Annotated in this window: 30 protein-coding genes; 19 read left to right on the top strand and 11 right to left on the bottom strand. The window is 64.7% G+C overall.

Annotation, left to right across the window (positions count from 1 at the left end; genetic code table 11):
• The 5 genes from KBY74_RS06945 to KBY74_RS06925 all read left to right on the top strand — a co-directional run.
• The coding region (locus KBY74_RS06945) for a nucleotide sugar dehydrogenase (protein ID WP_254942061.1) at positions 1–1,174 on the top strand (1,174 nt) is incomplete at its 5' end.
• Positions 1,175–1,177: 3 nt separating this feature from the next.
• Entirely contained in the window at positions 1,178–2,122 is a 945-nt protein-coding gene (locus tag KBY74_RS06940) for a UDP-glucuronic acid decarboxylase family protein (RefSeq protein WP_254942060.1), read from the top strand.
• Entirely contained in the window at positions 2,119–3,138 is a 1,020-nt protein-coding gene (locus tag KBY74_RS06935) for an NAD-dependent epimerase (RefSeq protein ID WP_254942059.1), read from the top strand. The genes KBY74_RS06940 and KBY74_RS06935 overlap by 4 nt, the downstream gene beginning before the upstream one ends.
• A gap of 39 nt (positions 3,139–3,177) precedes the next feature.
• Entirely contained in the window at positions 3,178–4,458 is a 1,281-nt protein-coding gene (hisS, locus tag KBY74_RS06930; RefSeq protein WP_254942058.1) for a histidine--tRNA ligase, read from the top strand.
• Positions 4,459–4,549: 91 nt separating this feature from the next.
• On the top strand, positions 4,550–5,383 hold the full coding sequence (locus KBY74_RS06925) for an LpxI family protein (RefSeq protein ID WP_254942057.1): 834 nt from the start codon (positions 4,550–4,552) through the stop codon (positions 5,381–5,383).
• Here KBY74_RS06925 and hisB read toward each other — a convergent pair.
• Together hisB and fabI are read right to left on the bottom strand one after the other, a co-directional pair.
• Positions 5,380–5,970 carry an imidazoleglycerol-phosphate dehydratase HisB gene (gene hisB / locus KBY74_RS06920; protein WP_254942056.1) on the bottom strand — a complete coding sequence of 197 codons (591 nt, stop codon included), beginning with the start codon at positions 5,968–5,970 and terminating at the stop codon, positions 5,380–5,382. The genes KBY74_RS06925 and hisB overlap by 4 nt on opposite strands.
• A gap of 47 nt (positions 5,971–6,017) precedes the next feature.
• Positions 6,018–6,800, bottom strand: a complete 783-nt coding sequence (gene fabI / locus KBY74_RS06915; protein ID WP_254942055.1) for an enoyl-ACP reductase FabI — start codon at positions 6,798–6,800, stop codon at positions 6,018–6,020.
• A gap of 26 nt (positions 6,801–6,826) precedes the next feature.
• Between fabI and KBY74_RS06910 the strand changes: the two genes are divergently transcribed.
• Positions 6,827–7,663, top strand: coding sequence for an FAD-binding domain-containing protein (locus tag KBY74_RS06910; RefSeq protein WP_254942054.1), 837 nt, complete (start codon positions 6,827–6,829; stop codon positions 7,661–7,663).
• Positions 7,657–8,121 (top strand): hypothetical protein, encoded by a 465-nt coding sequence (locus KBY74_RS06905; RefSeq protein WP_254942053.1) that lies wholly within the window; start codon positions 7,657–7,659, stop codon positions 8,119–8,121. Before KBY74_RS06910 ends, KBY74_RS06905 begins: the two co-directional genes overlap by 7 nt.
• Here the strand turns inward: KBY74_RS06905 and KBY74_RS06900 are convergent.
• On the bottom strand, positions 8,030–8,623 hold the full coding sequence (locus KBY74_RS06900; RefSeq protein WP_315859042.1) for a hypothetical protein: 594 nt from the start codon (positions 8,621–8,623) through the stop codon (positions 8,030–8,032). The two genes, KBY74_RS06905 and KBY74_RS06900, sit on opposite strands and share 92 nt — an antisense overlap.
• A 76-nt stretch (positions 8,624–8,699) precedes the next feature.
• Between KBY74_RS06900 and KBY74_RS06895 the strand changes: the two genes are divergently transcribed.
• Entirely contained in the window at positions 8,700–9,908 is a 1,209-nt protein-coding gene (locus KBY74_RS06895; protein ID WP_254942052.1) for a DegT/DnrJ/EryC1/StrS aminotransferase family protein, read from the top strand.
• On the opposite strand, the gene KBY74_RS06890 is transcribed toward KBY74_RS06895, so the two are convergent.
• Genes KBY74_RS06890 through folK form a run of 3 tightly spaced genes read right to left on the bottom strand, consistent with a single transcriptional unit; the run spans position 9,887 to position 12,535 of the window.
• Entirely contained in the window at positions 9,887–11,347 is a 1,461-nt protein-coding gene (locus tag KBY74_RS06890; protein WP_254942051.1) for an FAD-binding domain-containing protein, read from the bottom strand. The two genes, KBY74_RS06895 and KBY74_RS06890, sit on opposite strands and share 22 nt — an antisense overlap.
• The gene (locus KBY74_RS06885; RefSeq protein ID WP_254942050.1) at positions 11,347–11,907 is read right to left on the bottom strand and encodes an NUDIX domain-containing protein; all 561 of its coding nucleotides are present in this window, start codon (positions 11,905–11,907) and stop codon (positions 11,347–11,349) included. Before KBY74_RS06885 ends, KBY74_RS06890 begins: the two co-directional genes overlap by 1 nt.
• Positions 11,908–11,950: 43 nt before the next feature.
• The gene (folK, locus tag KBY74_RS06880) at positions 11,951–12,535 is read right to left on the bottom strand and encodes a 2-amino-4-hydroxy-6-hydroxymethyldihydropteridine diphosphokinase (RefSeq protein ID WP_254942049.1); all 585 of its coding nucleotides are present in this window, start codon (positions 12,533–12,535) and stop codon (positions 11,951–11,953) included.
• A gap of 23 nt (positions 12,536–12,558) precedes the next feature.
• On the opposite strand from folK, the gene bchD reads away from it, so the two are divergent.
• A complete protein-coding gene (bchD, locus tag KBY74_RS06875; RefSeq protein WP_254942048.1) occupies positions 12,559–14,706 on the top strand; it encodes a magnesium chelatase ATPase subunit D in 2,148 nt (715 codons plus the stop codon).
• Here bchD and KBY74_RS06870 read toward each other — a convergent pair.
• The gene (locus KBY74_RS06870; RefSeq protein ID WP_254942047.1) at positions 14,703–15,629 is read right to left on the bottom strand and encodes an MlaD family protein; all 927 of its coding nucleotides are present in this window, start codon (positions 15,627–15,629) and stop codon (positions 14,703–14,705) included. The two genes, bchD and KBY74_RS06870, sit on opposite strands and share 4 nt — an antisense overlap.
• A 4-nt stretch (positions 15,630–15,633) precedes the next feature.
• The gene (locus tag KBY74_RS06865; RefSeq protein WP_254942046.1) at positions 15,634–16,392 is read right to left on the bottom strand and encodes an ABC transporter ATP-binding protein; all 759 of its coding nucleotides are present in this window, start codon (positions 16,390–16,392) and stop codon (positions 15,634–15,636) included.
• A 224-nt stretch (positions 16,393–16,616) separates the two neighbouring features.
• Between KBY74_RS06865 and yvcK the strand changes: the two genes are divergently transcribed.
• On the top strand, positions 16,617–17,948 hold the full coding sequence (yvcK, locus tag KBY74_RS06860; protein WP_254942063.1) for a gluconeogenesis factor YvcK family protein: 1,332 nt from the start codon (positions 16,617–16,619) through the stop codon (positions 17,946–17,948).
• Here yvcK and KBY74_RS06855 read toward each other — a convergent pair.
• From KBY74_RS06855 to ndhC, 3 genes are read right to left on the bottom strand one after another with little or no spacing between them, the layout of a single operon-like run.
• The gene (locus tag KBY74_RS06855; RefSeq protein WP_254942045.1) at positions 17,945–18,520 is read right to left on the bottom strand and encodes an NAD(P)H-quinone oxidoreductase subunit J; all 576 of its coding nucleotides are present in this window, start codon (positions 18,518–18,520) and stop codon (positions 17,945–17,947) included. The genes yvcK and KBY74_RS06855 overlap by 4 nt on opposite strands.
• Before the next feature lie 20 nt (positions 18,521–18,540).
• Positions 18,541–19,263: an NADH dehydrogenase subunit K gene (locus tag KBY74_RS06850; RefSeq protein WP_106632245.1), complete on the bottom strand. Its 723-nt coding sequence runs from the start codon at positions 19,261–19,263 to the stop codon at positions 18,541–18,543.
• Positions 19,264–19,267: 4 nt separating this feature from the next.
• Positions 19,268–19,630 carry a photosynthetic/respiratory NAD(P)H-quinone oxidoreductase subunit C gene (gene ndhC, locus KBY74_RS06845; protein ID WP_106632246.1) on the bottom strand — a complete coding sequence of 121 codons (363 nt, stop codon included), beginning with the start codon at positions 19,628–19,630 and terminating at the stop codon, positions 19,268–19,270.
• A gap of 92 nt (positions 19,631–19,722) precedes the next feature.
• Here ndhC and KBY74_RS06840 point away from each other — a divergent pair, with 92 nt between their 5' ends.
• From KBY74_RS06840 to lpxK, 9 genes are all read left to right on the top strand, one after another.
• The gene (locus tag KBY74_RS06840) at positions 19,723–20,175 is read left to right on the top strand and encodes a rubredoxin (RefSeq protein WP_254942044.1); all 453 of its coding nucleotides are present in this window, start codon (positions 19,723–19,725) and stop codon (positions 20,173–20,175) included.
• Entirely contained in the window at positions 20,175–21,197 is a 1,023-nt protein-coding gene (locus tag KBY74_RS06835) for a photosynthesis system II assembly factor Ycf48 (protein ID WP_254942043.1), read from the top strand. Before KBY74_RS06840 ends, KBY74_RS06835 begins: the two co-directional genes overlap by 1 nt.
• A gap of 110 nt (positions 21,198–21,307) precedes the next feature.
• Positions 21,308–21,556 carry a cytochrome b559 subunit alpha gene (gene psbE, locus KBY74_RS06830; RefSeq protein ID WP_106632248.1) on the top strand — a complete coding sequence of 83 codons (249 nt, stop codon included), beginning with the start codon at positions 21,308–21,310 and terminating at the stop codon, positions 21,554–21,556.
• Positions 21,557–21,559: 3 nt separating this feature from the next.
• On the top strand, positions 21,560–21,697 hold the full coding sequence (psbF, locus tag KBY74_RS06825) for a cytochrome b559 subunit beta (protein WP_106632249.1): 138 nt from the start codon (positions 21,560–21,562) through the stop codon (positions 21,695–21,697).
• A 21-nt stretch (positions 21,698–21,718) separates the two neighbouring features.
• On the top strand, positions 21,719–21,838 hold the full coding sequence (locus KBY74_RS06820) for a photosystem II reaction center protein L (RefSeq protein ID WP_094559111.1): 120 nt from the start codon (positions 21,719–21,721) through the stop codon (positions 21,836–21,838).
• Positions 21,839–21,868: 30 nt separating this feature from the next.
• On the top strand, positions 21,869–22,069 hold the full coding sequence (locus KBY74_RS06815) for a photosystem II reaction center protein J (protein WP_094559112.1): 201 nt from the start codon (positions 21,869–21,871) through the stop codon (positions 22,067–22,069).
• Positions 22,070–22,151: 82 nt separating this feature from the next.
• On the top strand, positions 22,152–22,808 hold the full coding sequence (locus KBY74_RS06810; RefSeq protein ID WP_254942062.1) for a lysophospholipid acyltransferase family protein: 657 nt from the start codon (positions 22,152–22,154) through the stop codon (positions 22,806–22,808).
• The gene (locus KBY74_RS06805) at positions 22,805–24,076 is read left to right on the top strand and encodes a glycosyltransferase N-terminal domain-containing protein (RefSeq protein ID WP_254942042.1); all 1,272 of its coding nucleotides are present in this window, start codon (positions 22,805–22,807) and stop codon (positions 24,074–24,076) included. Before KBY74_RS06810 ends, KBY74_RS06805 begins: the two co-directional genes overlap by 4 nt.
• Before the next feature lie 15 nt (positions 24,077–24,091).
• Positions 24,092–25,111 carry a tetraacyldisaccharide 4'-kinase gene (lpxK, locus tag KBY74_RS06800; RefSeq protein ID WP_254942041.1) on the top strand — a complete coding sequence of 340 codons (1,020 nt, stop codon included), beginning with the start codon at positions 24,092–24,094 and terminating at the stop codon, positions 25,109–25,111.
• Positions 25,112–25,204 lie beyond the last annotated feature (93 nt).

Here is a 25,204-nt window from a genome sequence, read left to right as displayed (position 1 = left end):
GGAGGCAATCGCTATTGCGGATCTGGTGTTTATCTCGGTGAACACCCCCACCAAAACCAAAGGTCTGGGTGCCGGCCAGGCCAGCGATCTGAAGTGGGTGGAGGCGAGTGCCCGCACGGTGGCAAAAGCCGCCCGGGGTCACACGATCGTGGTGGAGAAGAGCACGCTGCCGGTGCGCACCGCTGAGGTGATTCAGCAAATCCTCTCCGCATCTGAAGGTATTGGCGTAAGCGAAACCCAGCCGGCCAAGAGCTTTTCGGTGCTCTCCAATCCGGAGTTTCTGGCGGAGGGCACAGCTATTGCCGATCTGGAGAAGCCAGATCGGGTGCTGATCGGCGGCCAGGACCCCGAGGCGATCGAGGCCCTGGCGGCGATTTACGGCCAGTGGGTGGCGCCCCAGAAGATCCTGCGCACCAACCTCTGGAGCAGCGAGCTCTCCAAGCTCACGGCTAATGCCTTTTTGGCGCAGCGGATCAGCTCGATCAACAGCATTGCGGCGTTTTGTGAGGCCACTGGCGCCAACGTGCGCGAGGTGGCCCGGGCGATTGGCGCCGACAGCCGCATTGGCGAGAAGTTTCTGCAGGCTGGTCCGGGTTTTGGCGGCAGCTGCTTTCAGAAGGACATCTTGAATTTGGTGTACCTGTGCCGCCACTACGGGCTGGAGGAGGTGGCGGCCTACTGGGAGCAGGTGGTGACGTTGAACCACTGGCAGCAGCAGCGCATAGCCCGGCTGGTGATAAGCAGGCTTTTTGGAACGGTGAGCGGCAAGCGGATCGCCGTGCTGGGTTTTGCTTTTAAAGCTGATACCAATGACACGCGGGAATCACCGGCGATCCGTATCTGCCGGGACCTGCTGGAGGAGGGAGCGGTGCTGCAGATCGTCGATCCCAAGGTGAGCGACAGCCAGATAGCTCAGGATCTGGGTCAATCGCCCGGCGCTGGCAAGGGCGACGGAGATGGCAGCTGGCAGCATGTGCCGGAGGTGCAGCAGGCGGCCAGCGGCGCCGATGCCCTGCTGCTGCTTACCGAATGGCAGCAGTTTGCTGTGATCGACTGGCCGCAGGTGGCGGCGGTGATGCGCCAGCCGGCCTGGCTGTTTGATGCTCGCGCTAAGGCCGACGGCGCCTTAGCCCGTGCCGCGGGGCTGCAGGTGTGGACCGTGGGGGAGGGCTGAGCCATGCCCGCTTCCCTCCCCCGCAACCTGATCACCGGCGGCGCCGGTTTTGTGGGCTCGCACCTGGTGGACCGGCTGATGGAAGCTGGCGAGGAGGTGATCTGCCTCGACAACTTTTTCACTGGCCGTAAGGCGAATGTGGCCCAGTGGATTGGCCACCCGCGCTTTGAGCTGATCCGTCACGACGTCACCGATCCGATCCGCCTGGAGGTGGACCGGATCTGGCACCTGGCCTGCCCGGCCTCACCGGTGCACTACCAGCACAACCCGATCAAAACCGCCAAAACCAGCTTCCTGGGCACCTACAACATGCTGGGCTTGGCGCGGCGGGTGGGGGCGCGGCTGCTGCTGGCCAGCACTAGCGAGGTGTATGGCGATCCGGAGGTGCACCCCCAGCCCGAGAGCTACCGGGGCTGTGTGAACACGATCGGCATCCGCAGCTGCTACGACGAGGGCAAGCGGATCGCTGAAACGCTGTGCTTCGACTACCGGCGCATGCATGGGGTGGAGATCCGGGTGGCGCGGATCTTCAACACCTATGGGCCAAGGATGCTGCCCGATGACGGCCGGGTGGTGAGCAACTTCATCGTGCAGGCCCTTAAAGGCCAGCCGCTCACCCTTTATGGCGATGGCAGCCAGACGCGCAGCTTTTGCTATGTGGATGATCTGGTGGAGGGCCTGATCCGGCTGATGAACGGCAGCCACACCGGCCCGATCAACATCGGCAACCCCGGTGAATTCACGATCCGCCAGCTGGCCGAGCTGGTGCGTGCGCGCATCAACCCCGACTTGCCGCTCACCTGTGAACCGCTGCCGGCGGATGATCCCCTGCAACGGCAACCGGTTATCGAGCTGGCGCAACAGGAGCTGGGCTGGCAGCCGACGGTGGCGCTGGAGCAGGGGCTGGAGCCCACGATCGCCTACTTCCGGGAGATGTTGGATCCATGAGTCGCCCCGTGCTGGTGACCGGTGCGGCCGGCTTTATCGGTGCGGCGGTGTGTGAGCGGCTTTTGGCCCGGGGTGAACGGGTGGTGGGGATCGATAACCTCAACAGTTACTACGACCCTGCCTTGAAGCAGGCCCGGCTGAGCCGGATCGAGGCCTCTGCCCCCAGGGAGTCCTGGAGCTTTCAGCGTCTCGAGCTGGAGGATGGATCTGCCATCGCGGATATCTTCGCCCGCGAACGACCCCGACTGGTGATTCACTTGGCCGCCCAGGCCGGGGTGCGTTACTCCCTGGAAAATCCTGGTGCTTACTTGCAGAGCAACCTGGTGGGGTTTGGCGCAATCCTCGAAGGCTGCCGCCACCACGGCGTTGTGCATCTGGTGTACGCCTCCAGTAGCTCGGTGTATGGCGGCAACACCAACCTGCCGTTCACTGAACATCAGTCCGTGAACCATCCGGTGAGCCTGTACGCGGCCACTAAGAAAGCCAATGAATTGATGGCCCACACCTACAGCCACCTTTATGGGCTGCCGGCTACGGGGCTGCGCTTTTTCACCGTGTACGGCCCCTGGGGCCGGCCCGACATGGCGCCGATGTTGTTTGCCAAGGCGATCCTGGCGGGGGAGCCGATCCGGGTGTTCAACCAGGGCCGCATGCGCCGCGATTTCACCTACATCGACGACATCGTGACCGGGGTGATCGCCTGCGCCGATAAGCCGGCCAGCGCCGATCCCAGGTTTGACTCCGCGGCGCCAGACCCTGCCACCAGCTGGGCCCCGCATCGCTTGTTCAATATCGGCAACAGCCAGCCGGTCGAGCTGCTGTATTTCATTGATCTGCTCGAGCGGGCCTTAGGTCGGCAGGCGATCCGCGACCTGCAACCGATGCAGCCCGGCGATGTGGAGGCCACCGCCGCCGATACGAGCTTGCTCGAGGCCTGGGTGGGTTTCAGTCCCTCCACCTCGATCGAGGTGGGGGTTGAACGCTTCGCCCGTTGGTATCAAGCCAGCTACGCCTGAGCGCCGGCAGGCAGACTCACCCCACTTGCTGCTTTCGGTTTGGCATCGCTGCAGAGCCTGCGTGGCATGGCCGATCTGCTGCCAGAGCAGATTCGCCTGTGGCAGCACGTGGAAGCTACGGCCCGCGAGCACTTCCGCCGCAGTGCCATTACTGAGATCCGCACCCCCCTGCTGGAGGTCACCGAGCTGTTTGCCCGCGGCATCGGCGAGGCCACCGACGTGGTGGGCAAAGAGATGTACACCTTTCTCGACCGGGGTGAGCGCAGCTGCACCCTGCGGCCGGAGGGCACGGCGTCGGTAGTGCGGGCGGCGATCCAGCACGGCCTGCTGAGCCAGGGCCCCCAGCGCCTCTGGTACGGCGGGCCGATGTTCCGCTACGAGCGCCCCCAGGCGGGCCGGCTGCGTCAGTTCCACCAGATCGGGCTCGAGCTGCTCGGTTTTGCCGATGCCTGCAGTGACGTGGAGGCCATTGCCGTGGCCTGGGATCTGCTGGCCGAGCTGGGGGTGGGCGGGCTGGAGCTGCAGCTCAATTCCCTCGGCAGCAGCGAAGACCGGGCCCGCTACCGCCAGCTGCTGGTGGCCTGGCTGGAGCAGCGGCGCGACCAGCTCGATGCCGATTCCCAGGCCCGCATCCACAGCAACCCCCTGCGGGTGCTCGATTCCAAGAACCCCGATACCCAGGCCCTGCTGGCGGAGGCCCCCAGCCTGGCGTCCGCTCTCAGCGACGCGAGCCAGGCCCGCTTTGCGGCGGTGCAGCAGGCCCTCACAGCCCTGGACATTCCCTTTGTGCTCAACCCCCGACTGGTGCGGGGCCTCGATTACTACAGCCACACCGCCTTTGAGATCACCAGCAGCCAGCTGGGGGCGCAGGCCACGGTGTGTGGTGGTGGCCGCTACGACGGCCTGGTGCAGCAGCTGGGCGGGCCGGCCACGCCGGCGATCGGCTGGGCCCTCGGGATGGAACGGCTGGTGTTGCTGCTCAGCCAGAGTGAAGCTTCGGTGGCTGCCGCCCCAGCCCTCGATCTCTATGTGGTTAGCCGTGGCGAGGCCGCGGCAGCGCTGGCCCTGGCCCTGGCACGGCGCTGCCGCCAGGCTGGACTGGCTGTGGAGAGGGATGCCAGTGGCGCGGCCTTCGGTAAGCAGTTCAAGCGGGCCGACCGCTCCGGGGCCCGTTGGGCGGCGGTAATCGGCGAGCAGGAGGCGCTAGACGGGGTGGTGGGGCTCAAGAATCTGCGGGTCGATGGCGGCGAGCAGGCCGATCAGCGGCTCACTCCTGAAGCCCTCCTCGTGGCCCTCGCAGCGGGCCTGCCGAGGCCATGACGCCACAGGACCTGTCCACCAGAGCAGTCCACTCCCGGGTGTTGGGCCTTTGACTGGGCGTAGCCCCGTATGTGAAGCAAGCCCGGCCCTGATGGGTGATCCGACCGTCGCGATCATTGCTGGTGAGGGCGTGTTGCCTCGGATGCTCTCGGAGGCTCTCAGCCGTGCGGGGCGGACCCATATCGCCTGCTACCCCCACGGTCTGGAGGTGGAAGTGCCGGCGGCTGAGGAGTTTTTCTTCGAGCGCTCGATCGCCTTCATCAAGTCGCTGCAGCAGCGAGGCATTCAGCAGATCGTGATGGTGGGCAAGTTTGTGCGGCCGCGCTCGCTCAACCTGCTGCGCTTTGAGGGCTCCACCTTGATGGCCGCTCCCCGCATCCTGGCGTCGCTGCGCAATGGCGATGACGCCTCCCTGCGGGCCCTGGCCCAGATCATTGAGGAGCACGGCCTGAAGGTGGTGGGCATCGAAGATGTGGCGCCAAATCTGCTGCCAGAGCCGGGCCTGTATGCCAGCACGGTGCCCAGCGATCTGGACAGGGCCGATGTGGAGCGCGCCGCCTACATCGTGGAGGCCATCTCTCAGGTGGACGTGGGCCAGGGAGCGGTGGTGGCCAAGGGGCTGTGCCTGGCCACCGAAGCCCTGCCCGGCACCGACGCCATGCTCGAGTGGGTGGCGACCACCCGCACCGATCGGTCGGAGACGGGACGCACCGGGGTGCTCTACAAGGCCCCCAAGCTCAACCAGGACCGGCGCATGGACCTCCCCGGCATCGGCCCCACCACCGTGGCCAAGGCCGCGGCGGCGGGGCTGGCAGGTATCGCCTGGGAAGCCCGCAGCGCCCTGCTGCTAGATGCTGAGCAGACGATGGCGGACGCCGAGCGGCTGGGGCTGTTTTTGTGGTCGCGGGAGCCTGATCAGGCCTAAGCCAGCACACCCTTGCTGCTCGGTACCGCACCCGCCCGGCGCGGATCGAGCTCCGTCGCCTGGCGCAGTGCCCGGGCGAACGCCTTGAAGCAGGCCTCCACGATGTGGTGGGAATTCACCCCTTCCAGCTGGCGGATGTGCAGGGTGAGGCCAGCGTTGTTGGCCACCGCCACGAAGAACTCCTTGACCAGCTCGGTGTCGTAGCTGCCAATCTTCTGGGCCGGGATCGTTAGCCCGTAGCTGAGGTGGGGCCTGCCGCTGCAGTCGAGGACCACCTGCACCAGGGCCTCATCCAGCGGCGCCACGAAGTGACCGAAGCGGTGGATGCCGCGCCGCTCGCCCAGGGCCAGGGCCAGGGCCTGGCCCACGGCAATGCCCACGTCTTCGTTGGTGTGGTGATCGTCGATATGGGTGTCCCCCAGCGCTTTGATCTCCAGGTCGATCAGGCCGTGGCTACTGATCTGGTGGAGCATGTGGTCAAGGAAGGGCACGCCGGTGTTCACCGTGCAGCGGCCGCTGCCATCGAGCCCCAGCGTTACGCTCACGTCGGTTTCGCCGGTGACGCGGTGGATGGTGCCGGTACGCATGGGGTTGCCCTCCTGGGCCTGCTTGGGCTCTTGGCTCAGTGTGCCGCTCACATCCCCGTGATGCAGTAGCCGGCGTCCACATAGATCACCTGGCCGGTGATGCCGGAGGCCAGGGGGCTGGCCAGGAAGGCGGCGGTGCTGCCCACTTCCTCCTGGGTGACGGTGCGTTGCAGGGGCGCTTTGGCCTCCACGTTGTGGATCATGTCGAGGATGCCGCCGATGGCGCTGCTGGCCAGGGTGCGGATCGGTCCGGCGCTGATGGCGTTGACGCGCACCTGCTTCTCGGGGCCAAGCTCAGCCGCCAAATAGCGCACCGAGGCCTCCAGGGCTGCCTTGGCCACGCCCATCACGTTGTAATTAGGGATGGCCCGCTCAGCCCCCAGGTAGCTCAGCGTGATCACGCTGCCGCCGGGGTTGAACAGGGGTTTGGCGAAGCGGCACAGGGGCGCCAGGGAGTAGGCGCTCACCTCCAGGGCCCGGCCGAAGCCCTCGGGGCTGATGGCGGAATAGTCGCCGATCAGCTCCTCCTTGCCGGCGAAGGCCAGGCAGTGCACCAGCACGTCGATCGAGCCCCATTGCTCCTTCACCCGCGCAAACACGGCTTCGATTTGGGCGGGGTCCTGCACGTTTAGGGGCTCGAACAGGCTGGGTGCCAGTGGCGCGGTGAGCTCGCGCACCTTGCCCTCGAAGCGGCCCTTCTCATCGGGCAGATAGGTCACTCCCAGCTCAGCCCCAGCGGCATGCAGCTGCTGGGCGATGCCCCAGGCGATCGACTTGTTATTGGCGATGCCGGTAACCAGGGCCTTTTTGCCGCGCAGATCGAGGAGCATGGGAGCAGTGGCCAGGAGCCGGAACGATGCGATCGGGCGATTCTCTCCCACCCGGCGATCTGCCCCGCCAGTTCGCCAATCGCGATGGGATGGAGGCGACCCTGCGCCAGCTGTTTCCCCAGGCCCCAGGTGGGTTGAGTCCCATTCAGGGCGGGCGCCGGGCTGCCGAAGCGGCGCTAGCCGCCATCGATCCGGCCGCCTATGGCCCCAGCCGCAACCATCTCAATGGGGCGGTGACGAGGCTCTCGCCCTACATCCGCCATGGAGTGCTCAGCCTGGTGGAGGTGCGTGAGGAGGTGTTTGCCTGGCTGGCCGCTGCGGGTCAGCCGCCGGTAGCGGCTCAAAAATTAATCAATGAGCTGGGCTGGCGCGACTACTGGCAGCGGCTCTGGCGCCAGCTCGGCGATGGCATCTGGCGCGACCAGGAGCCACTCAAGACCGGCCATCCCCCCGAGCGCTACGCCGCCGCGCTGCCGGACGATCTGCTCGAGGCCCGCACCGGCCTGGCCTGCATGGATGGCTTCGCCAGTGAACTGATCCACACCGGCTGGCTGCACAACCACGCCCGCATGTGGCTGGCGGCCTACGTGGTGCACTGGCGGCGGATCCAGTGGCAGGCGGGTGCCCGCTGGTTTCTGCAGCATCTGCTCGATGGCGATCCGGCCAGCAACAACCTCAGCTGGCAGTGGGTGGCCTCCAGCTTCAGCAGCAAGCCCTACATGTTTAACCGGGAAAACCTGGAGCGTTTCAGCTCCGGCCGCTACTGCTCTGCTTGCGCCGCCGCTTCGGAGGGCACCTGCCCGTTTGAGGCCAGCTACGAGCAGTTGCAGGCGGACCTGTTCCCAGGAGCCAGCCCGTGCTGAAGCCCGTGCTCTGGATCCATGGCGAGGCCCTGGGGCCCGCCAATCCCGCCCTGGTGGCCCATCCGGGGGCGCCGGCGCTATTTGTGTTCGACCGGGAGCTCATCGAGACCCAGCGCCTCAGCCTCAAGCGGCTGGGCTTTCTCTACGAGTGTCTGCTGGAGCTGCCGGTGACCCTGCGCCACGGCGACGTGGCCCTGGAGGTACTGAGCTTCGCTCGCCGCCATGGGGCTGATGGCGTGGTCACCAGCGCTGCGGTGGATCCGCGCTTTGGGCTGTTGCGGGAGCAGATTGCCGCCCAGTTACCGCTGCAGGTGCTGGAGCCTGAACCCTTTGTGGTGCTGCCGGAACCGCTGGATCTGCGCCGCTTCAGTCGCTACTGGCGCCGGGCTGAGCCGGTGCTGTGGGGGCGGGGTTCAGCAGCCTCTCCTCCTGCTCCAGCACGGCGTTGGGATCGCTGAGCAGGTCGGCTTCCTCCAGCAGCGGGTAGGGCTCCGGCTTGATTTCGGCGGCGTTGCGGGGGGGCTCTACCCAGCTGAAGCTGCTGCGGGGGGACTGTTGCTGACAGAGGGCCTGGCTCTGCTGGCGCAGGGCCCGGCGCACGTCCTGGCGGGCGACGGCTTGGAAGAATTCCTGGCGCGGCGCCAGGCCCGAGCTGAACGGGGCCGTGCCGTTGCCGTTGAACAGCCGGGCCGCATCGGCGCTCCAGCGGGGTTGGCAGCGGCCGCTCTGGCGGGTATCGGTGTCGATCCAGATGTGCAGGCCGTAGCCATCGGGCTGACTCACCACTGCTAGGCCGTCGTGGGCCATCCGCCTCTGCAGCGGATAGATCGCCCAGGTGGGGTGGCGGTGGGCCGGCACGCAGGCGCTGAGTAGCCCGGCGCCGAAAGCGGTGCTCAGGCCAATGGCGAGGGCGGTGGCGAGGGCAGGACGTCTCCGGAATGGAGTCACAATCGGGGGCACAGGCCGGATACCTGCTGCAAGATTAAGTGGCATCCTGGCCCCGATATGGCGTGGTGGGCGACGTAAGTTGCTTGCCATGCAAGTGCCCCCGTTCAGCCTCAGCGAGCAGATTCAGGAGCTGGGCGCAGCTCTGGATCAGGCTGTGCTCGAGGTTTTGCGCAGTGGTCAGTACATCGGCGGCGCCACGATTTCCCGCTTTGAAACCGACTTCGCCACGGCCTGTGGCGTGCCCCACGCCATCGGCTGCAACAGCGGCACCGATGCCCTGATCCTGGCCCTGCGGGGTTTGGGCATCGGTCCTGGCGATGAGGTGATCACTGCTTCCTTCAGCTTTTTCGCCACCGCCGAAGCGATCAGCGCCGTGGGCGCCACGCCGGTGTTTGTGGATGTGGAGGAGAGCAGCTACCTGATCGATCTCGATCAGCTGGAAGCGGCGATCACGCCGGCTACCCGGGCCCTGCTGCCTGTGCACCTGTTCGGGCGGCCCGTGGACATGGAGCGGGTGTGTGCCATCGCTGAACGCCATGGCCTCAAGGTGGTCGAGGATTGTGCCCAGGCCAGCGGTGCCAGCTGGGCGGGCCGGCCCGTGGGCAGCTGGGGAGATGTGGGCTGTTTCAGTTTCTTCCCCACCAAGAATCTTGGCGCTGTTGGCGATGGAGGGGCGATCACCTGCCGCGATGCCGAGCTGGCCCAGGTCATCCGGGAGCTGGCGGTGCATGGCATGCCCCGCCGCTATCTGCACACCGCCCTTGGCTACAACAGCCGCCTTGACGCCATCCAGGCGACAGTCCTGAATGTCAAGCTGCCCCACCTGCCGCGCTGGGTGAATCACCGTGGCGCCATCGCTAGCAAATACCACGAGCACCTGGCAGCCCTGTCCGGCGTTTGCCTGCCCGAGGTCGGTCCCGAGGGCCATAGCTGGAACCAGTTCGTGCTGCGGGTGCCGGCCTGCTCCGCCGGCGTCATGGCCTGCGGCGGTGAGTTCAGCTGCACCCCCTCCGCCGACAGCGCTGCTTTCGGCTTGCCGCAGGCCTGCTGCCGCGACTGGCTCAAGCAGCAGCTTCAGGAGGCCGGCGTCAGCACGATCATCTATTACCCAATCCCAATCCACCGCCAGCCGGCCTACGCGGAACTGGGCTACGGGCCCGGATCCCTACCGGTGACAGAGCGTCTCTGCACCGAGGTGCTGAGCCTGCCGATCTTTCCGGAGCTCAGCGGCGAGCAGCAGCAGCGGGTGATCGAGGTGCTGCGCGCTGTATTGGCTCAGCCCTTGATCGTGGCGTAAAGCGCTTTGAAGCGGGCCTGCTGAATTTTGTGGTTCACCAACGGGGCCGGGTAGCCGCGGCGCTCCAGCGGGGCAATCTCCCCACTGATCAGGTCGCGGGTGGCCACGTGCCGCAGCTCCGGCAGCCAGGTGCGGATATAGGTGCCCTCGGGATCAAACTTGCCTGCCTGGGTGGCCGGGTTGAAGATGCGCAGCGGTTTGGGGTCCATGCCGCTGCTGGCGCTCCACTGCCAGCCGCCGTTGTTGGCGGCCAGATCGCCATCCACCAGGCGCGCCATGAAGGCCGCCTCGCCCCAGCGCCAGTCGCAGATCAGGTCCTTCACCAGGAAGGAGGCCACGATCATGCGGCAGCGGTTGTGCATCCAGCCGCTCTCATTTAGCTGGCGCATAGCGGCGTCGATGATTGGCATGCCAGTGAGGCCCTCGCGCCAAGCTTCAAACCAGCCGCTGTCGTTGTCCCAGGGGAAGGCGCGCCACTGGGGCCGGTAGGGCCCTTCGGCCAGCTCGGGAAAGTGAAAAAGTGCCTGCTGGTAAAACTCGCGCCAGGCCAGCTCCTGCTCCCACACCTGGATTGAGTGCAGCTCCTCCTCGCTGCGGGTCAGCGGCCGGGCCTGCTGGGCGGCGGCCCAGGCCTGGCGGGGGCTGAGCGTGCCGAACTTGAGGGCGGCGCTGAGCCCTGAGGTGCCCGCTTCGCCGGGGATGTTGCGTCCCGGTTCGTAGCCAAGCAGCGCAATGGAGCGGCCATCGCCATCGCAGAAGGCTGCCAGCTGCCCTTGGGCCGCTTTTTCGCCAGGACGGCAGGGGCAGAGCTCAGCACCTTCAAATCCGTGCTCCAGCTCGGGGCTCACCAGTGGCAGCCCGCTGAGCTGGGCGGACTCGCAATCAATCAGGGCGCTCGGAGCCGGCAGGGGATCCAGGCCACCCGAGGCGGCCGAACCCAGGGCGCTGGCCTCCTCCACCCGTCGGCGCCAGCTGCGCCAGTAGGGGCCATACACCCGGTAGGGATCGCCGGCGCCGGTTTTGAGGGCTTCCGGCGCCACCAGGAGCTGGTCCCAGTCGGCCAGCACCTTGCGCCCCTCCGCCTGCAGCGCCCGCGCCACCCGCCGGTCGCGCTCGCGGCCGAAGGGCTCCACATCCTTGTTCCAGGCCACCACCGCGGCGCCCAGGCCAGCGGCCAGGCGGGGCAGCAGCTCGGCTGGATCACCACGCAATACCACCAGCCTGCTGCCGGCCTGCTGCCAGGCCTGCTGCAGCTCCCGCAGGCTCTCAGAAAGAAACCACAGCCGTGCTGGGGCCATGTTGGGATCCGAGAGGATGGTGGGATCCAGCACGAACACCCCGGTCACGGCAGGGGTGGCGGCGGCCGCGGTCGCCAGGCCCCGGTTGTCGGCCAGGCGCAGATCGCGGCGATGCCAAAACAGCCAGCGCTCCGGAGCCATTAGATCCCCAGCAGTTGCTTGGCCCGCAGCCAGGCGGTGACGCTTTTGCCGTCGAGGTATTCGTCGCCGCTGGCCAGGGCCGCATCCAGTTCGCCGGGCTCCATCAGCAGCACCTCCAGGTCTTCGTCGTCGTCGCCGGCGGGTGGCTCGGCCAGGGGGCTGAGCTCGCGGGCCAGGAACAGGTGAATCACCTCATCCGAGTAGCCCGGGCAGGGCAGCATCGCCCCCAGGGGATCCCAGCGGCTGGCGCTGTAGCCGGCCTCCTCCTGCAGCTCCCGCTGCATGGTGCTGAGGGGATCTTCGCCCTCATCGAGGGTGCCGGCCGGAAATTCCAGCAGCCGGGTGGCCACAGCGAAGCGGTACTGGCGCAGCACCACCACCCGGCCGTCCTCGAGCACCGGCACCGCCAGGGAGGCGCCGGGGTGGCGGATCAAGCCAAAAGTGCCCACCACGCCCATCGGCAGCTCGACGCGGTTGACCTCAAAGCGGATCTTGCGGGCATCGAGCACCGCGGTGGTTTCCAGGTGACGCGAGGGCTCAGGAGCGGGGAGGGGCGCCATGGCTGGGCGTGTCGCGAGTCGGTGGGGCCAGCATCGCGCAGGGCTACCCCAGCTGCTCGGGCCAGCCGGGTCTGCCTGCTAGCGCTATCACCGCGCAGCCAGGTTCTGGGGCCAGGCCTGCCAGGGCAGCTAGCGGCGCCAGCACAAAGTCTCGCTGCCGCCAAAGCGGGTGGGGCAACTGGAGGCGGGGGGTGTGGCAGCTCAGATCCCCCCACCAGAGCAGGTCGAGGTCGATGCTGCGGGGGGCCCAGCGCGCCTGACGCTCCCGGCCGAAGTCATGCTCCAGCGCTTGCAATTGCTCCAGTAGATCCTCAGCGGCTGCTGCCCTTGCCCCGTCAGCTCCCAGCCCTGCCACCAGGCCGTCCACCACTAGGACCGCATTGATATAAGGCGGCTGGCCTGGGGGGCCGCCTACGGGTTCGGTCTCAAACAGGGGAGACCAGCGGAAGCCGGTAGGCCCCGAGCTGAGGCCCTGGCCCCACTGGCGCAGGCTGGCTTCGAGCAGGGGCCGCACGGCGATCAGGGTGGCGATCGGGCCACCGCAGCGGCTGGGCAGGTTGGCGCCTAGGGCGATGGCCAGGGTTGCCGCTTCACTGCCTCTGGGCTGATCAGCGAGACTGGCTGGCACGTGAATCGGGTCTTAGCCCTCCCATGGTTGCAAGCGGAGTTGCCAGTAGGGCCTTTCCCCTCGCCGCCATCACTGGCCACGGCACCCTCAAGTTGGCTCTGCTGCTGGCCGCGGTCGATCCAGGCCTGGGCGGGGTGGTGATCGCCGGTGGTCGTGGCACTGGCAAGTCGGTGTTGGCTCGCGGTCTGCATGCCCTGCTGCCGCCGATCGACGTGCTCGATGTGGGCGGCCAGGCCCTCAACATCGATCCCCAGAGGCCCGATGACTGGGACGAGGCAACCTGCATTCGGCTTACCGAATTGGGTGCCGATCCCACGGGAGCGGATACCAGCGCCCTGTTGCCAACCGCAGTGGTGCCGGCGCCCTTCGTGCAGGTGCCGTTGGGCATCACCGAAGACAGGCTGGTGGGCTCGGTCGATGTGACGGCTTCGCTGACCAGTGGCCAGGCTGTTTTTCAGCCAGGGCTGCTGGCTGAAGCCCATCGGGGTGTGCTCTACGTTGACGAGCTCAACCTGCTTGACGACAACGTCACCAACCTGTTGTTGGCGGCGGTGGGCAGCGGCGAAAACCGGATCGAGCGGGAGGGCCTCAGCCTTAGCCATCCTTGTCGCTGTTTGCTGATCGCCACCTTCAATCCTGAGGAGGGGCCGGTGCGCGATCACCTGCTCGATCGCTTCGCCATCTGCCTAAGTGCCAATCAGGTGCTGGAGCTTGAGCAGCGGGTGGAAATCACCCGCTCGGCGATGGATCAGGCCGAATCCAGCACCGACTTCGGTGCACGCTGGCAGGAGGAAACCGATGCCCTGGCCACCCAGCTGCTGCTGGCGCGGCAGTGGCTACCGGATGTGCAGATTGCCCGCGAGCAGATCGTTTATCTGGTGAATGAGGCTTTGCGGGGTGGGGTCGAGGGCCATCGCAGCGAGCTCTATGCCGTGCGGGTGGCCCGGGCCCATGCAGCCCTCAGCGGCCGCGATCGAGTCGAGGCCGACGATCTTCAAGTAGCAGTGCGCCTGGTGATTGCACCTCGTGCCCTGCAAATGCCGCCCCCCGATCCCGACCAGCCTCTTGAACCCCCACCTCCGCCCCAGGGAGAGACAACACCGCCCCAGGGGGAGCAGCCGCCGGAGGATCCCGACCAGCCAGACAACCAGCAGGAGCCCGAGCAAGACAAAGACGGTCAAGAAGACGAAAGTCCCAAAGAAGACGAACCTGAAGACGGCGAATCTGAAGAAGACGAATCCCAAGACGACAGCCCCGAAGATCAGGCGCCGCCCCAAGTGCCTGAGGAATTTTTGCTGGATCCGGAGGCCATCGCCATAGATCCGGATCTGTTGCTGTTCGCCTCGGCCAAGGCCAAGAGCGGCGGCAGTGGCAGCAGGGCGGTGGTGTTCAGCGATTCTCGAGGCCGCTATGTGAAGCCGATGCTGCCCCGCGGCCCGGTGAAGCGCATCGCTGTCGATGCCACCCTGCGGGCGGCCGCCCCTTATCAGAAATCTCGCCGTGAGCGGCAGCCCCATCGCAAGGTGATCGTGGAAGACGGTGACCTGCGCGCCAAACAGCTGCAGCGCAAGGCCGGTGCCCTGGTGATCTTCCTGGTGGATGCCAGCGGCTCGATGGCTCTCAATCGCATGCAGAGCGCTAAGGGGGCCGTGATTCGCTTGCTCACCGAGGCCTACGAAAATCGCGACGAAGTGGCCCTGATTCCCTTCCGCGGCGAGCAGGCCGAGGTGCTGCTGCCCCCCACCCGCTCGATCACCGCTGCGCGCCGGCGTCTGGAGGCGATGCCCTGCGGAGGCGGCTCACCCCTTGCCCACGGGCTCTCCCAGGCCGCCCGGGTGGGGGCCAACGCTTTGGCCACGGGCGATCTGGGCCAGGTGGTGGTGGTAGCGATCACCGATGGCCGCGGCAACGTGCCCCTCAGTCGCTCCCTGGGTCAACCCCAGCTGGAGGGCGAGGAGCCGGTGGACCTCAAGGAGGAGGTGAAGCAGGTGGCCAGCAAGTATCGGGCCCTAGGTATCAAGCTGCTGGTGATCGACACCGAGCGCAAGTTCATCGGCAGCGGCATGGGCAAGGACCTGGCTGAGGCGGCCGGCGGCAAGTACGTGCAACTACCCAAGGCCAGCGATCAGGCCATCGCTGCCATCGCCATGGAGGCGATCAACGGGATTTAGGGCTTTGTCTGCGTGGCCTTCTCTCGGGCGGCCTTGTCCCGGGCGACGTCGGTCTGGGCCGGGTACAGCTCATCGAAGAATTTGCCCAAGCCAACGGCCACGCTGCGGATGCCGTCCATGAAGCGGGGATCGTCGGTGAGTTTGGTCACATCGCCCCCAACTGAATTCCATTTGGCGGTGAGCTGCTCGGCATTGCTGACGGTGGCCTTCAGCTCCTTCAGGGTCTGGGGATTGTCTAGGGCGGCGATAATCCGGCGCAGGTGGTCACTGCTGCTGTTGAGATTGGTGATCGTGGGCTGGGCCGCTTTCACCGTCGATTCGAGCTCCTTGGCCAGGGACTGGCCTTCCTTCATGAAGTTGGAAGTGTCCTTGGCGGTGCGATCGAAGCTGCTGGCGGCGGTTGAGACCTTGTTGAGCAGCTTCATCTGGTCTGTTTCAACCAGCATTTTGTGCATCAGCGTGGTCACGCTGGTGAGACTTGGCCCCTGAAGTCCCTCGATGTTGGCGCCATTGCAGATGGCTACGGTCGAATTGCAGGACTTGGAGCGTGGGTTGGCAGAGCCTGGCGGCAAGGGCGGGCCGCTGCTGATCAGGGCAACTTCGGCTTCGCCCCCAAGTAAGGAGGCTTCGCCAATTTCCGCCCTGGTAGGCCGCGCCAGATTTAGGTCGCCATGGTTAATTTCCAGCTCAGCAACCACCGCCTCGGGTGTCACGGTTACGCGCCGCACGCTGCCAACTAAAACTCCTCTGTAGGTCACAGGCGAGCGCTCTGCCAGGCCAGATGCTTCGGCGAAGCTGGCTTTGACACTCCAGTTTTGCCTGCTTAGGGAGATGCCGCGCAACCAGAAGGAGAGACCTACGGCACTGCTGATAGCGGCTAACAGGGAGAAGCCGACAACGGCTTCGCGGATGCTGCGGCGCATGGATTCAGAGCTCCGCAGGTTGCATCGGTCCGCGCAGACTACCGCTCCTGAACTGCGCCACGTAGGGATCGCCGCAGCTGCGGTATTCCTCAACCGTGCCGCTCCAGCGGAATTGGCCGTCGTACAGCAGCACAACCCGTTCCGCAGAGCGTTCGATGGTGCTGTGCACATGGCTCACCACCACAGAGGTGGCCCGAGCTACTTCCGTGGTGCGCACGATTAGATCTTCGATTCGGGTACAAGCAATCGGATCCAGGCCGGCCGTGGGTTCGTCGAACAGCAGCAGGGGCATCTGTTCATTTGGCTTGGCCGGGTCGTCGATTAGGGCCCGGGCAAAGCTGACCCGCTTCTGCATGCCGCCGCTGAGCTCCGCAGGCATTTGCTCCTCGATGCCTTGCAGCCCCACCGCATGCAGTGCTGCGCCCACTCGCTCTCGTATCTCTCGTTCAGCTAGCCGGCCATGGCGATAGAGCAGGAAGCCGACGTTTTCACGCACGGTTAAGGAGCCAAGTAGTGCCGGGTTCTGAAACACCAGTCGTACGTCCTGAGGCTGACGCTGATCTAGGCGCAAATAGGTCTGAGGGATGCCATGGAGACTCAAGCTGCCGCTGCTGGGCAGCTGCAGTCCTGCCAGCAGACGCAGGATGGTTGACTTGCCCGCTCCGGAAGGCCCAACCACCACTAGGCGCTCGCCGGCGGCGATCTGCAGATTTACCTGGTTAAGGATGCAGCGGCTGCCCCAGCGCACGCTGAGGTTCTCCATTGCGGCCAGCGGTGGTGCTGAGGAAGCCAGAGGGAGCCTATGAAGAAGTTTCCATCCTGGCTGTTTGCGGTGCCGATGGCACTCCTTAAAGTTCAGCCAATTGAGGCAGCGTCCTCCCCCGCCCTTTGCGCTCCTCCGCTCCGGTTTCTCGATTGCGGCGCTCCCGCCGACCGCTGCCGAAACCGGGTTGGCTGGGCCGCGGAGATCTGCGCCGCAAGGACCTGATGAGTCGCTCCCGGCGAGCGGCCCGCTGGTTGCAGCCAGGTCTGGTGGTGAAGCGCTGGGTGCTCACCTCCGGGTTGGGCTTATTGGTGGCCCTGCTCGGCGCCGCGGTTTGGGCCGATTTGCAGCCGATCTACTGGATGCTCTCCAGTATTCAATGGCTGCTGGCTCAGGTCACCGGGGTGTTGCCTCGCAAGTTCACGGGGCCGTTGGTGTTGCTGGTTGGAGCTGTGCTGATCTGGCTGGGCCAGAGCCGCAGTTTCGGTTCCATTCAGCAGGCTTTGGCCCCGGAAAAGGACACATTGTTAGTGGATGCCCTGCTGGCTCAGGGGCGCCTCAACCGCGGCCCAAGCATCGTCGCCATTGGCGGCGGCACCGGCCTTTCCACCCTGCTCAGTGGACTAAAGCGCTACAGCAGCAATCTCACGGCCATCGTTACGGTTGCTGATGACGGCGGCAGCAGCGGGGTGCTGCGGCGGGAGCTGGGCGTGCAACCACCCGGCGACATCCGCAACTGCCTGGCGGCCCTGGCTCGGGAGGAACCCCTGCTGACCCGGTTGTTCCAATACCGCTTCAAGGCCGGCAGCGGTCTGGAGGGCCACAGCTTCGGCAACTTATTCCTTTCAGCCCTCACGGCGATCACTGGCAATCTCGAATCGGCCATCACCGCCAGCAGCAGGGTGTTGGCGGTGCAGGGGCAGGTGGTGCCCGCCACCAACGCTGACGTGCGTTTGTGGGCTGAGCTTGAGAACGGCGAACGGATCGAAGGCGAGTCGAAGATTGGCCACGCCTCCAGCCCAATCGTGCGGCTGGGCTGCACGCCAGAGCGACCTCCGGCCCTACCCCGAGCCCTGGAGGCCATCGCAAATGCCGATTTGATCGTGCTTGGCCCGGGCAGCCTTTACACCTCATTGCTGCCCAACCTGCTCGTACCCGAGCTGGTGCAGGCCATCCGTCGCAGCAAGGCACCGCGCCTTTACATCTGCAACCTGATGACCCAGCCGGGCGAAACCGATGGGCTCGATGTAGAGGGACATTTGCGGGCCCTTGAGGCCCAATTGGCCAGCCTCGGGGTGGAGGAGCGACTATTCACCGCCGTGCTCGCCCAGGAGGATCTGGGCGATTCCGCCTTGATTGACCATTACCGGCACCAGGGAGCCGAGCCGGTGGCCTGTGATACGCGCCAGCTGCGCCGCCAGGGCTACGAAGTGATGTTGGCACCGCTCCAAGGAGCTAGGCCTACGGCCACGTTGCGCCATGATCCCCGCAGCGTCGCCATAGCGGTGATGCGTTTTTACCGTAATCACCAGCGTGGCAGCGGCTCCGCGTCCTAGTAGGCGTCCTGCATTTCGTAGAAATCGGGCTGCACGTAGTCCTTGCGCATCGGAAAGCCTTTCCAGTCTTCCGGCATCAACAGCCTCTTGGGATGGGGGTGGCCAGCAAACTGAATGCCGTACATGTCGAAGGTTTCCCGCTCCTGCCAGTCGGCACCGCGGAAAAGGCCATAAAGAGTGGGAATGGTGAGATCGCCGTCGCGCTCCAGAAATACCTTGATGCGCACTTCTTCAGGGGCTTCCCCTGGGGGCATCACTCCAGCAGTACAGCGATCTGAAAGGGCTGCAAGCTTGACCAGGTGGTAGAAGCTCACCAACCGGCCACCTGCCCCTTCGTCGTAGCCCCCTTGGCATTGCAGGTAATCGAAACCTTGGCTTTTGAGGGCCGTAGCTATTACGGGCAGAAACACTGCTTCCACGCCGATCATTTCGATGCCGAGATGGTCGCAGCCAAGCGCAAGATGATCAAAACCCTGGCTGGAAAGCCAGCTGCCAACCGCGCCGGGAGCTGGGGTTTCAAGCGCCGTGCTGCTGGAGTTGTCGCCGGCGTTGGTTTGGATTGCGTCAGGCATGGCAGGCGTGGAGGAGGTGCTCAGGCTTCGACTGGTGCAGGGATGGCCGCAGCTGGTGCGGGCATGGGAAGGGAGCTGGCGGCGGCTAGGGCCTGTCTTTGGGTTTCGGCCGCTAAGTATTGGCCATTCACGATCGGGGCCACCGCTTTCATCTGGTGAGAGACCGTGCAATAGCGGTGCGATTGCTGCAAATTGCCGCGCTCGACCAAGGCTTCGTTGCCAACTTTTTTACGCAGTTTGATCACCGCATCAAAGATTGCTTCCGGGCGAGGAGGGCAGCCGGGCAGGTAGAGATCTACGGGTATCAACTTGTCCACGCCCCGCACGGCGGTGGTGGAATCGGCGGAAAACATGCCGCCGGTAATGGTGCAAGCGCCCATGGCGATCACATATTTCGGCTCAGGCATCTGCTCATAGAGACGCACCAGGGCAGGGGCCATTTTCATGGTCACGGTGCCGGCCACGATCAGCAGGTCGGCCTGGCGTGGACTGGAGCGGGGCACTAGACCAAAGCGGTCGAAATCGAAGCGGGAGCCAATCAGGGCGGCAAATTCGATGAAGCAGCAAGCGGTGCCGTAAAGCAGGGGCCAGAGACTCGAGAGGCGCGCCCAGTTGTGAATGTCATCCAGGGTGGTGAGGATGACATTTTCGGAGAGATCCGAGGTGATCGTTGGCGTGCCAACCGGGTTGCAGCTAGCCGCCCGCAGATCCTTTAAAGCTTCTATTGAGGGTGTGTTGGTCATGGGTTCAGCTCCACTCAAGGGCGCCTTTGCGCCAGGCGTATGCAAGGGCCACTACCAGGATGGCGATGAAAATAAGGGCTTCGATAAAGGCCAGCAGGCCAAGGCGGTGAAATGCCACGGCCCAGGGGTAAAGAAAGACGGTCTCCACGTCAAAGATGACGAAGACCAAGGCAAACATGTAGTAGCGGATATTGAATTGAATCCAGGCGCCGCCAATCGGCTCCATGCCCGATTCGTAGGTGAGCTCGCGCTCGCCTTTGCGGCTCTGGGGTGACAGCAATTTGTTGGCCAGCAACGCCAGCACTGGCACCGCCGCTGAAATCAGCAGGAAGCCAACAAAAGCGTCGTAGCCGGAGAGCACGAACATTCGAGCCATACCAACCTGCCGTTCAGTCTGGCATCTGTGCCCGGGCCCTGGGGTGGCACCGATAAAGTGGCTGGACCACCTGAGGCCCAGGGATGAGTTCTGATCAAGTGCCTGGGCCCCAGCCCGAAGCCAGCGGAGTTACCGAATCCAGGGAGGTTGTGGAGGCCGAGCCAGGCCCCCAAGCGGAAGAGGCGCTGTCAGTTGATCCGTCAGTTGATCCTGTGGAGGATCCAGATACGCACCGATTTGAATGCCGCAGCTGCGGTTTCGTCTACGACCCGGATGAGGGGGTGCGCAAGCTGGCCATAGCCCCCGGCACGCCCTTTAGCCAGCTTGATCCGATCGGCTTCCGCTGCCCCGTCTGCCGCAGTCGGGTGGGGGCCTTTAAGGACATCGGGCCCCGCAACAAGCCCAGCGGCTTCGAGGAAAACCTCAACTTCGGGTTGGGCGTCAACAAGCTCACCCCAGGCCAGAAGAATGTCTTGATCTTCGGGGGCTTCGCTTTGGCTTTTGCCTTCTTCCTCTCCCTCTACTCCCTGCGCTGATGACCAGTCTTCCCCTGTTCCGCAAGCTTCAGGCCCTAATGCGGCCCCTAGTGAGCTTGCTGCTCGTTGCTTGGCTGGGCTTTGGCCTCTCCGGCTGTGTCACCACCGGGTTGCCTGTGGCAGCCGCAAGCCCCTGGCAAGCCGTGCCTTTGGCCACAAAGGCCAATCCCCTGGATGTGGCATTTACCGATGACCGCCACGGCTTCCTGGTGGGTAGCAACAGGTTGATACTGGAAACCAACGATGGCGGTGCCAGCTGGGCTGAGCGGGCCCTCGATCTGCCGGAAGAGGAAAACTTCCGTTTGATCAGCCTTGATTTCCGCGGCGATGAGGGCTGGATTGCCGGCCAGCCTGGTTTGTTGCTGCACACCACGGACGGCGGCCAAAACTGGAGTCGTCTTTTCCTAGATACCAAGCTGCCAGGTGAGCCTTACTTGATCACGGCTCTCGGGCCAAATCAGGCCGAGCTGGCCACCAATGTGGGAGCGATCTACCAAACCCGTGATGGCGGCACCAATTGGCAAGCCGATGTGGATGACGCTGCCGGGGCCGTGCGGGAGCTGCGCCGCTTTGGCGATGGTCGTTATGTAAGCGTCAGCGGCCTGGGCAACTTCTTCTCCACTTGGAAGCCAGGGGATGGCACCTGGCAGCCCCACCAACGGATGAGCAGCCAGCGGCTCCAGTCGATGGGCTTCCAGCCCGACGGCTCCCTCTGGATGTTGGCCCGTGGAGCCCAGATCCGCTTCAACCCAGATGCCAGCAACGTTGAGGAGTGGGGCAAGGCGGTGGTGCCGATCACGAATGGCTTCGGTTATCTCGACATGGCCTGGGCCCCTGATGGCTCGATCTGGACAGGCGGCGGCAGCGGCACCTTGTTGATGTCCAGCGATGGTGGCAAAAGCTGGCAGAAAGATCCGGTGGGCGCCCAGCAGCCCTCCAACTTCACCCGCATCAGCTTTAAGTCAGACGGCAAGGGCTTCGTGCTTGGTGAACGGGGATCCCTGCTGCGCTGGGTGGGCTGATCCCGCTCCGTCCAGCTGCTGCGGCCGCCAACTTCTGTAACCAAGGGGCCGCTCCGGCCCCGTCCTCCCCCGCCTCACCCTTAAGATCAACGAGCTGAACGCTTGTCGCTATGGCTGCCGGCTCAACTGGAGAACGCCCGTTCTTCGAGATCATCACGAGCATTCGTTACTGGGTAATCCATGCGGTTACTCTGCCCGCCATCTTTTTGGCCGGCTTCATGTTCGTTTCTACGGGCTTGGCCTATGACGCCTTTGGAACCCCTCGCCCTGACGCCTATTTTCAGGCTCAGGAGAGCAAAGCTCCAGTGGTGAGCCGGCGTTACGAGGGCAAGACCCAACTTGACCAGCGCTTGCAATAAGCCATGACCCAAGCACCTGTTTCCACCACTCCCCGCAACTATCCGATCTTCACGGTTCGGTGGCTGTCGGTTCATGCCCTCGGCGTTCCCACGGTCTTTTTCCTGGGATGTCTTGCGGCTATGCAATTTGTTCGCCGCTGAGTCGGTAATCGCTCGTCAGCCATGCAACGCTCTCCTAATCCCAATAATTTGCCGGTTGAACTAAACCGCACCAGCTTGTTTCTGGGCCTGTTGTTCGTTTTCACGATCGGCATCCTTTTTTCAAGCTATTTCTTTAACTGACCCCTCTTCACGTAACCCGGAGAGCTCCCGATGAGCGGCAAGAAGTCCAACCTGCCTGATGGCCGGATTCCAGATCGTCTGCCGGATGGTCGTCCTGCAGTTGCTTGGCGCTCTCGCTGGACCGAAGGGGTTTTGCCCCTTTGGCTGGTCGCAACGGCCGGCGGCATGGCAGTAATTTTTGTTGTTGGGCTGTTTTTCTACGGCTCATACGTGGGCGTTGGTTCCGCCTGATTTGGCTTCCGATCTGATTCTTGATTCCCTGCAGAATTGCCGTTTTCGGCAGGTCTGTAGGGTTTTTTGATGGGCCGTTTTGGTGAAAAAACGAACCCTGCTCAATAACCGACTGCTGGCCAGCCTTGCCGGCGCTGCGCTCAATTGCTACGGGGAGCTGTTTGTGCGTACCTCGCGGATCCGCATTCAGGCCCATCCCGACACCTATCGGTTGGTTCAGGAACAGGGAGCCGCAGTGATTTATGCCCTCTGGCATCGCCACGCTTTTTTTATCCCCCTATTGCGTCGCTTTGATCGGCGCCGGGTGGCTGTGCTGCTCAGTAGCCATCGGGATGCCCAGATCGTTGCCGTGGCAGTGCGCTTACGCGGTTTGGAGGTGGTGGAGGGTTCCTCCACCCGTGGTGGCCTGCAGGCCTATCACTTCCTGCGCCGGGCTCTGCAGCAATGCCAGCCTGTTTGCATCACCCCAGATGGGCCAAAGGGTCCGGCTGAGTTGGTCAAAAGTGGGGTAATTCATCTTGCCCAGCAATCGGGCTGCCCGATTGTGCCGGTTTCTGTTTCCTGCTCCCGCAGCTATCGCTTGCGCTCCTGGGACCGGTCGGTGTTGCCCTTGCCCCTGTCGCGAGTGGTAGTGCAGCTGGGCGAGCCGCTATGGCTGCACAACAGCTTGGTGGATCGCCAGGAGCTGCTGGCGGAGCGATTGCGCCATGGGGCAGACCTGGCTGGTGAGTGCCCGTGAAGCGAGCTAAGGCCTGGTTGCTGCTGGGGCTCTATCGACTGCTCTCCCTTGGCCTGACCCCGTTCTGGCTGATCTTGTTGCTGGTGCGCCTGGCCCAAGCCAAGGAGGATCCCCGCAGGCTGGGGGAGCGCCTGGGCTGGCCCAGCCGCCGCCGCCCAGCTGGTCCGCTGCTGTGGTTTCACGCCGCCAGTGTGGGCGAACTCAACAGCCTCTTGCCCGTGTTGCGAGCGCTGGATCAGGGTGTTGGAGCGCCAGTGCTGCTGGTGACAACGGTGACACGCACCTCCGCCGCCCTGGCTGGCCGGGTATTGCCGCCTGCTGCGATTCACCAATTCGTGCCGATAGATCATTGGCTGGCCCTGTTGCCCTTTCGCTGCTTTTGGCGGCCCTGTCTGGGGGTTTTGGCGGAGGCGGAGCTCTGGCCTGAGCTGGTGCAGGCGATGCCCCATCTGCACTTGATCAATGCCCGCATGAGTCAACGCTCCTACCTGCGGCATCGGCGGTTCCCTGTTTATGCCGGCTGGTTGCTGGCGCGGGTGGAGGTATGCCTCGCCCAGTCCCAGGCCGATGCCGAGCGTTTTCGGCGTCTGGGGGCCCGCGATGTGAGCGCCCTGGGCTCCACCAAGCTCGATGCCGATCCGCCGCCGGTCAATGGCGTTCATCTTGAGCTATTGCAGCAGGTTTTTGCCGGTAGGTCGGTGCTGCTGCTGGCCAGCAGCCATGCCAGTGAAGAGCGGCAATGGCTTGAAGCCTGGGTGGAAAACAAGCTGACGCAGCGCCCATTTGCACTGCTGTTGGCACCGCGCCATCCCCAGCGGGCCCAGGAGGTGCTTGCACAGGCGCGGGAGCTGGGCCTGTCGGCGGCGCTCTGGAGTGACCTGGCTGGCGGAGACTTGGCTCCTGACCCCGATGTACTTGTGGCTGATGTAATTGGCGAGATGGGCACCTGGATCAGCGCAGCGGCCGTGGTGGTGATGGGGGGTAGTTTTTATCCGCAGGGCCGGGCCCTTGGTGGCCAGAACCCCCTGGAGCCCGTGGCCCTGGGGCGTCCCGTGCTCTGCGGCCCCGATATGGCCAACTTTTCTGACCTGCTGGAGCCGTTGCTGGCGGCTGGCTGCCTCCAGCAGTGCGCCGATGTGGCAGCAGCTCTGGCGGCTGCCCTGCCCCTGCTGGTTCAGCCATTGCCGCAGCGGCATGGGGAGGGCCTGCGCTTGCGCGGCCCCTCCCAGCTGCTTGCTTCACTGCTGCTCAAGCAGTGCAACTTATGAGATGCCAATGATCAAATGCCATTAACTACGCCGCGTTTTTGGTATCAGCGCCGCCGTGGCTGGCAGGCCTGGCTGCTCTGGCCACTGGGCTGGCTTTATGGCTGCGCCGTGACTTTGCACCGGCGCGGTACTCGCCCTTGGTCTTGTTCGGTGCCGGTGCTCTCGATCGGCAACCTCACCCTGGGGGGGACGGGCAAGACCCCTCTGGGGATTGCCTTGGCCCAGGGCCTTGAGGAGCGCGGCTGGCGGGTGGCGGTGTTGCTGCGAGGCTACGGCGCCCGGCGCCGAAACCCGTGCCTGGTTTCTGCGACCAGCTCCTGCGCGGAGGTGGGGGATGAGGCCCTGGAGTACGCCCAAAGCCTTGGGGCAGGTGGGGTGTGGGTGGGCTCGAACCGCTGCCGGAGTGCGGCGTTGGCAGTGGCGGCTGGGGCCACTGTGATCTTGCTGGACGATGGCTTGCAGCACTGGCGTTTGGGCCGTGATTTGGACCTGTCCTTGCTGGATCGAAAGCACGGACTGGGAAACCGGCTGGTGTTTCCGGCGGGCCCGCTACGCGAGCCCCTGGATCAATTGGCCCGGGCCGATGGGCTGGTGTTCACCGGTGCAGAGCCTGTTGAGCCGTTGCCGCCTATTTCCGTGGGTTGGCCGAGCCACAAGCCACGGTTTGCCGTGCGCTTCTGTTTGGTGCCGCCGCCCCAGCTCCAGCAGGAGCGCTTGGTGGCCTTCTGCGGTATCGGCTTGCCGGAGAAGTTTTTTTCAGCTCTGCGGGCCTGCGGACTCCAGCTGGTGGCAACGGAATCCTTCCCGGATCACCACCTTTATGCTGAATCAGACTTGAAGCATTTATTGGATTTGGCCCATGCCAATGGCGCAAGGTTGGTCACCACCGTCAAGGACGGTCAACGCTTGCCTCACCGTTTTCGCCAGGCCGTGAGCTTGGTGCCGCTTCAGGTGGATAGTGCCAGCCTGGCGCCCTTACTGAATTGGCTCGATCAGCATCTTTGTGCTCTGTCGGGTGTTCGCTTCCATGGCTGATCTGGGACGGCGGCGAGTTTTGTTTGTGGCAGGTGAGGCGTCGGGGGATCTCCATGGCGGCTTCTTGGTGCGCGAGCTGCAGCGCCAAGTGCC

The sequence above is a fragment of the Cyanobium sp. A1C-AMD genome (assembly GCF_024346495.1).
GTDB lineage: Bacteria > Cyanobacteriota > Cyanobacteriia > PCC-6307 > Cyanobiaceae > Cyanobium_A > Cyanobium_A usitatum.
Note: the sequence above shows the minus strand (reverse complement) of the source record. Positions and strands in the feature narration are given on the sequence as shown.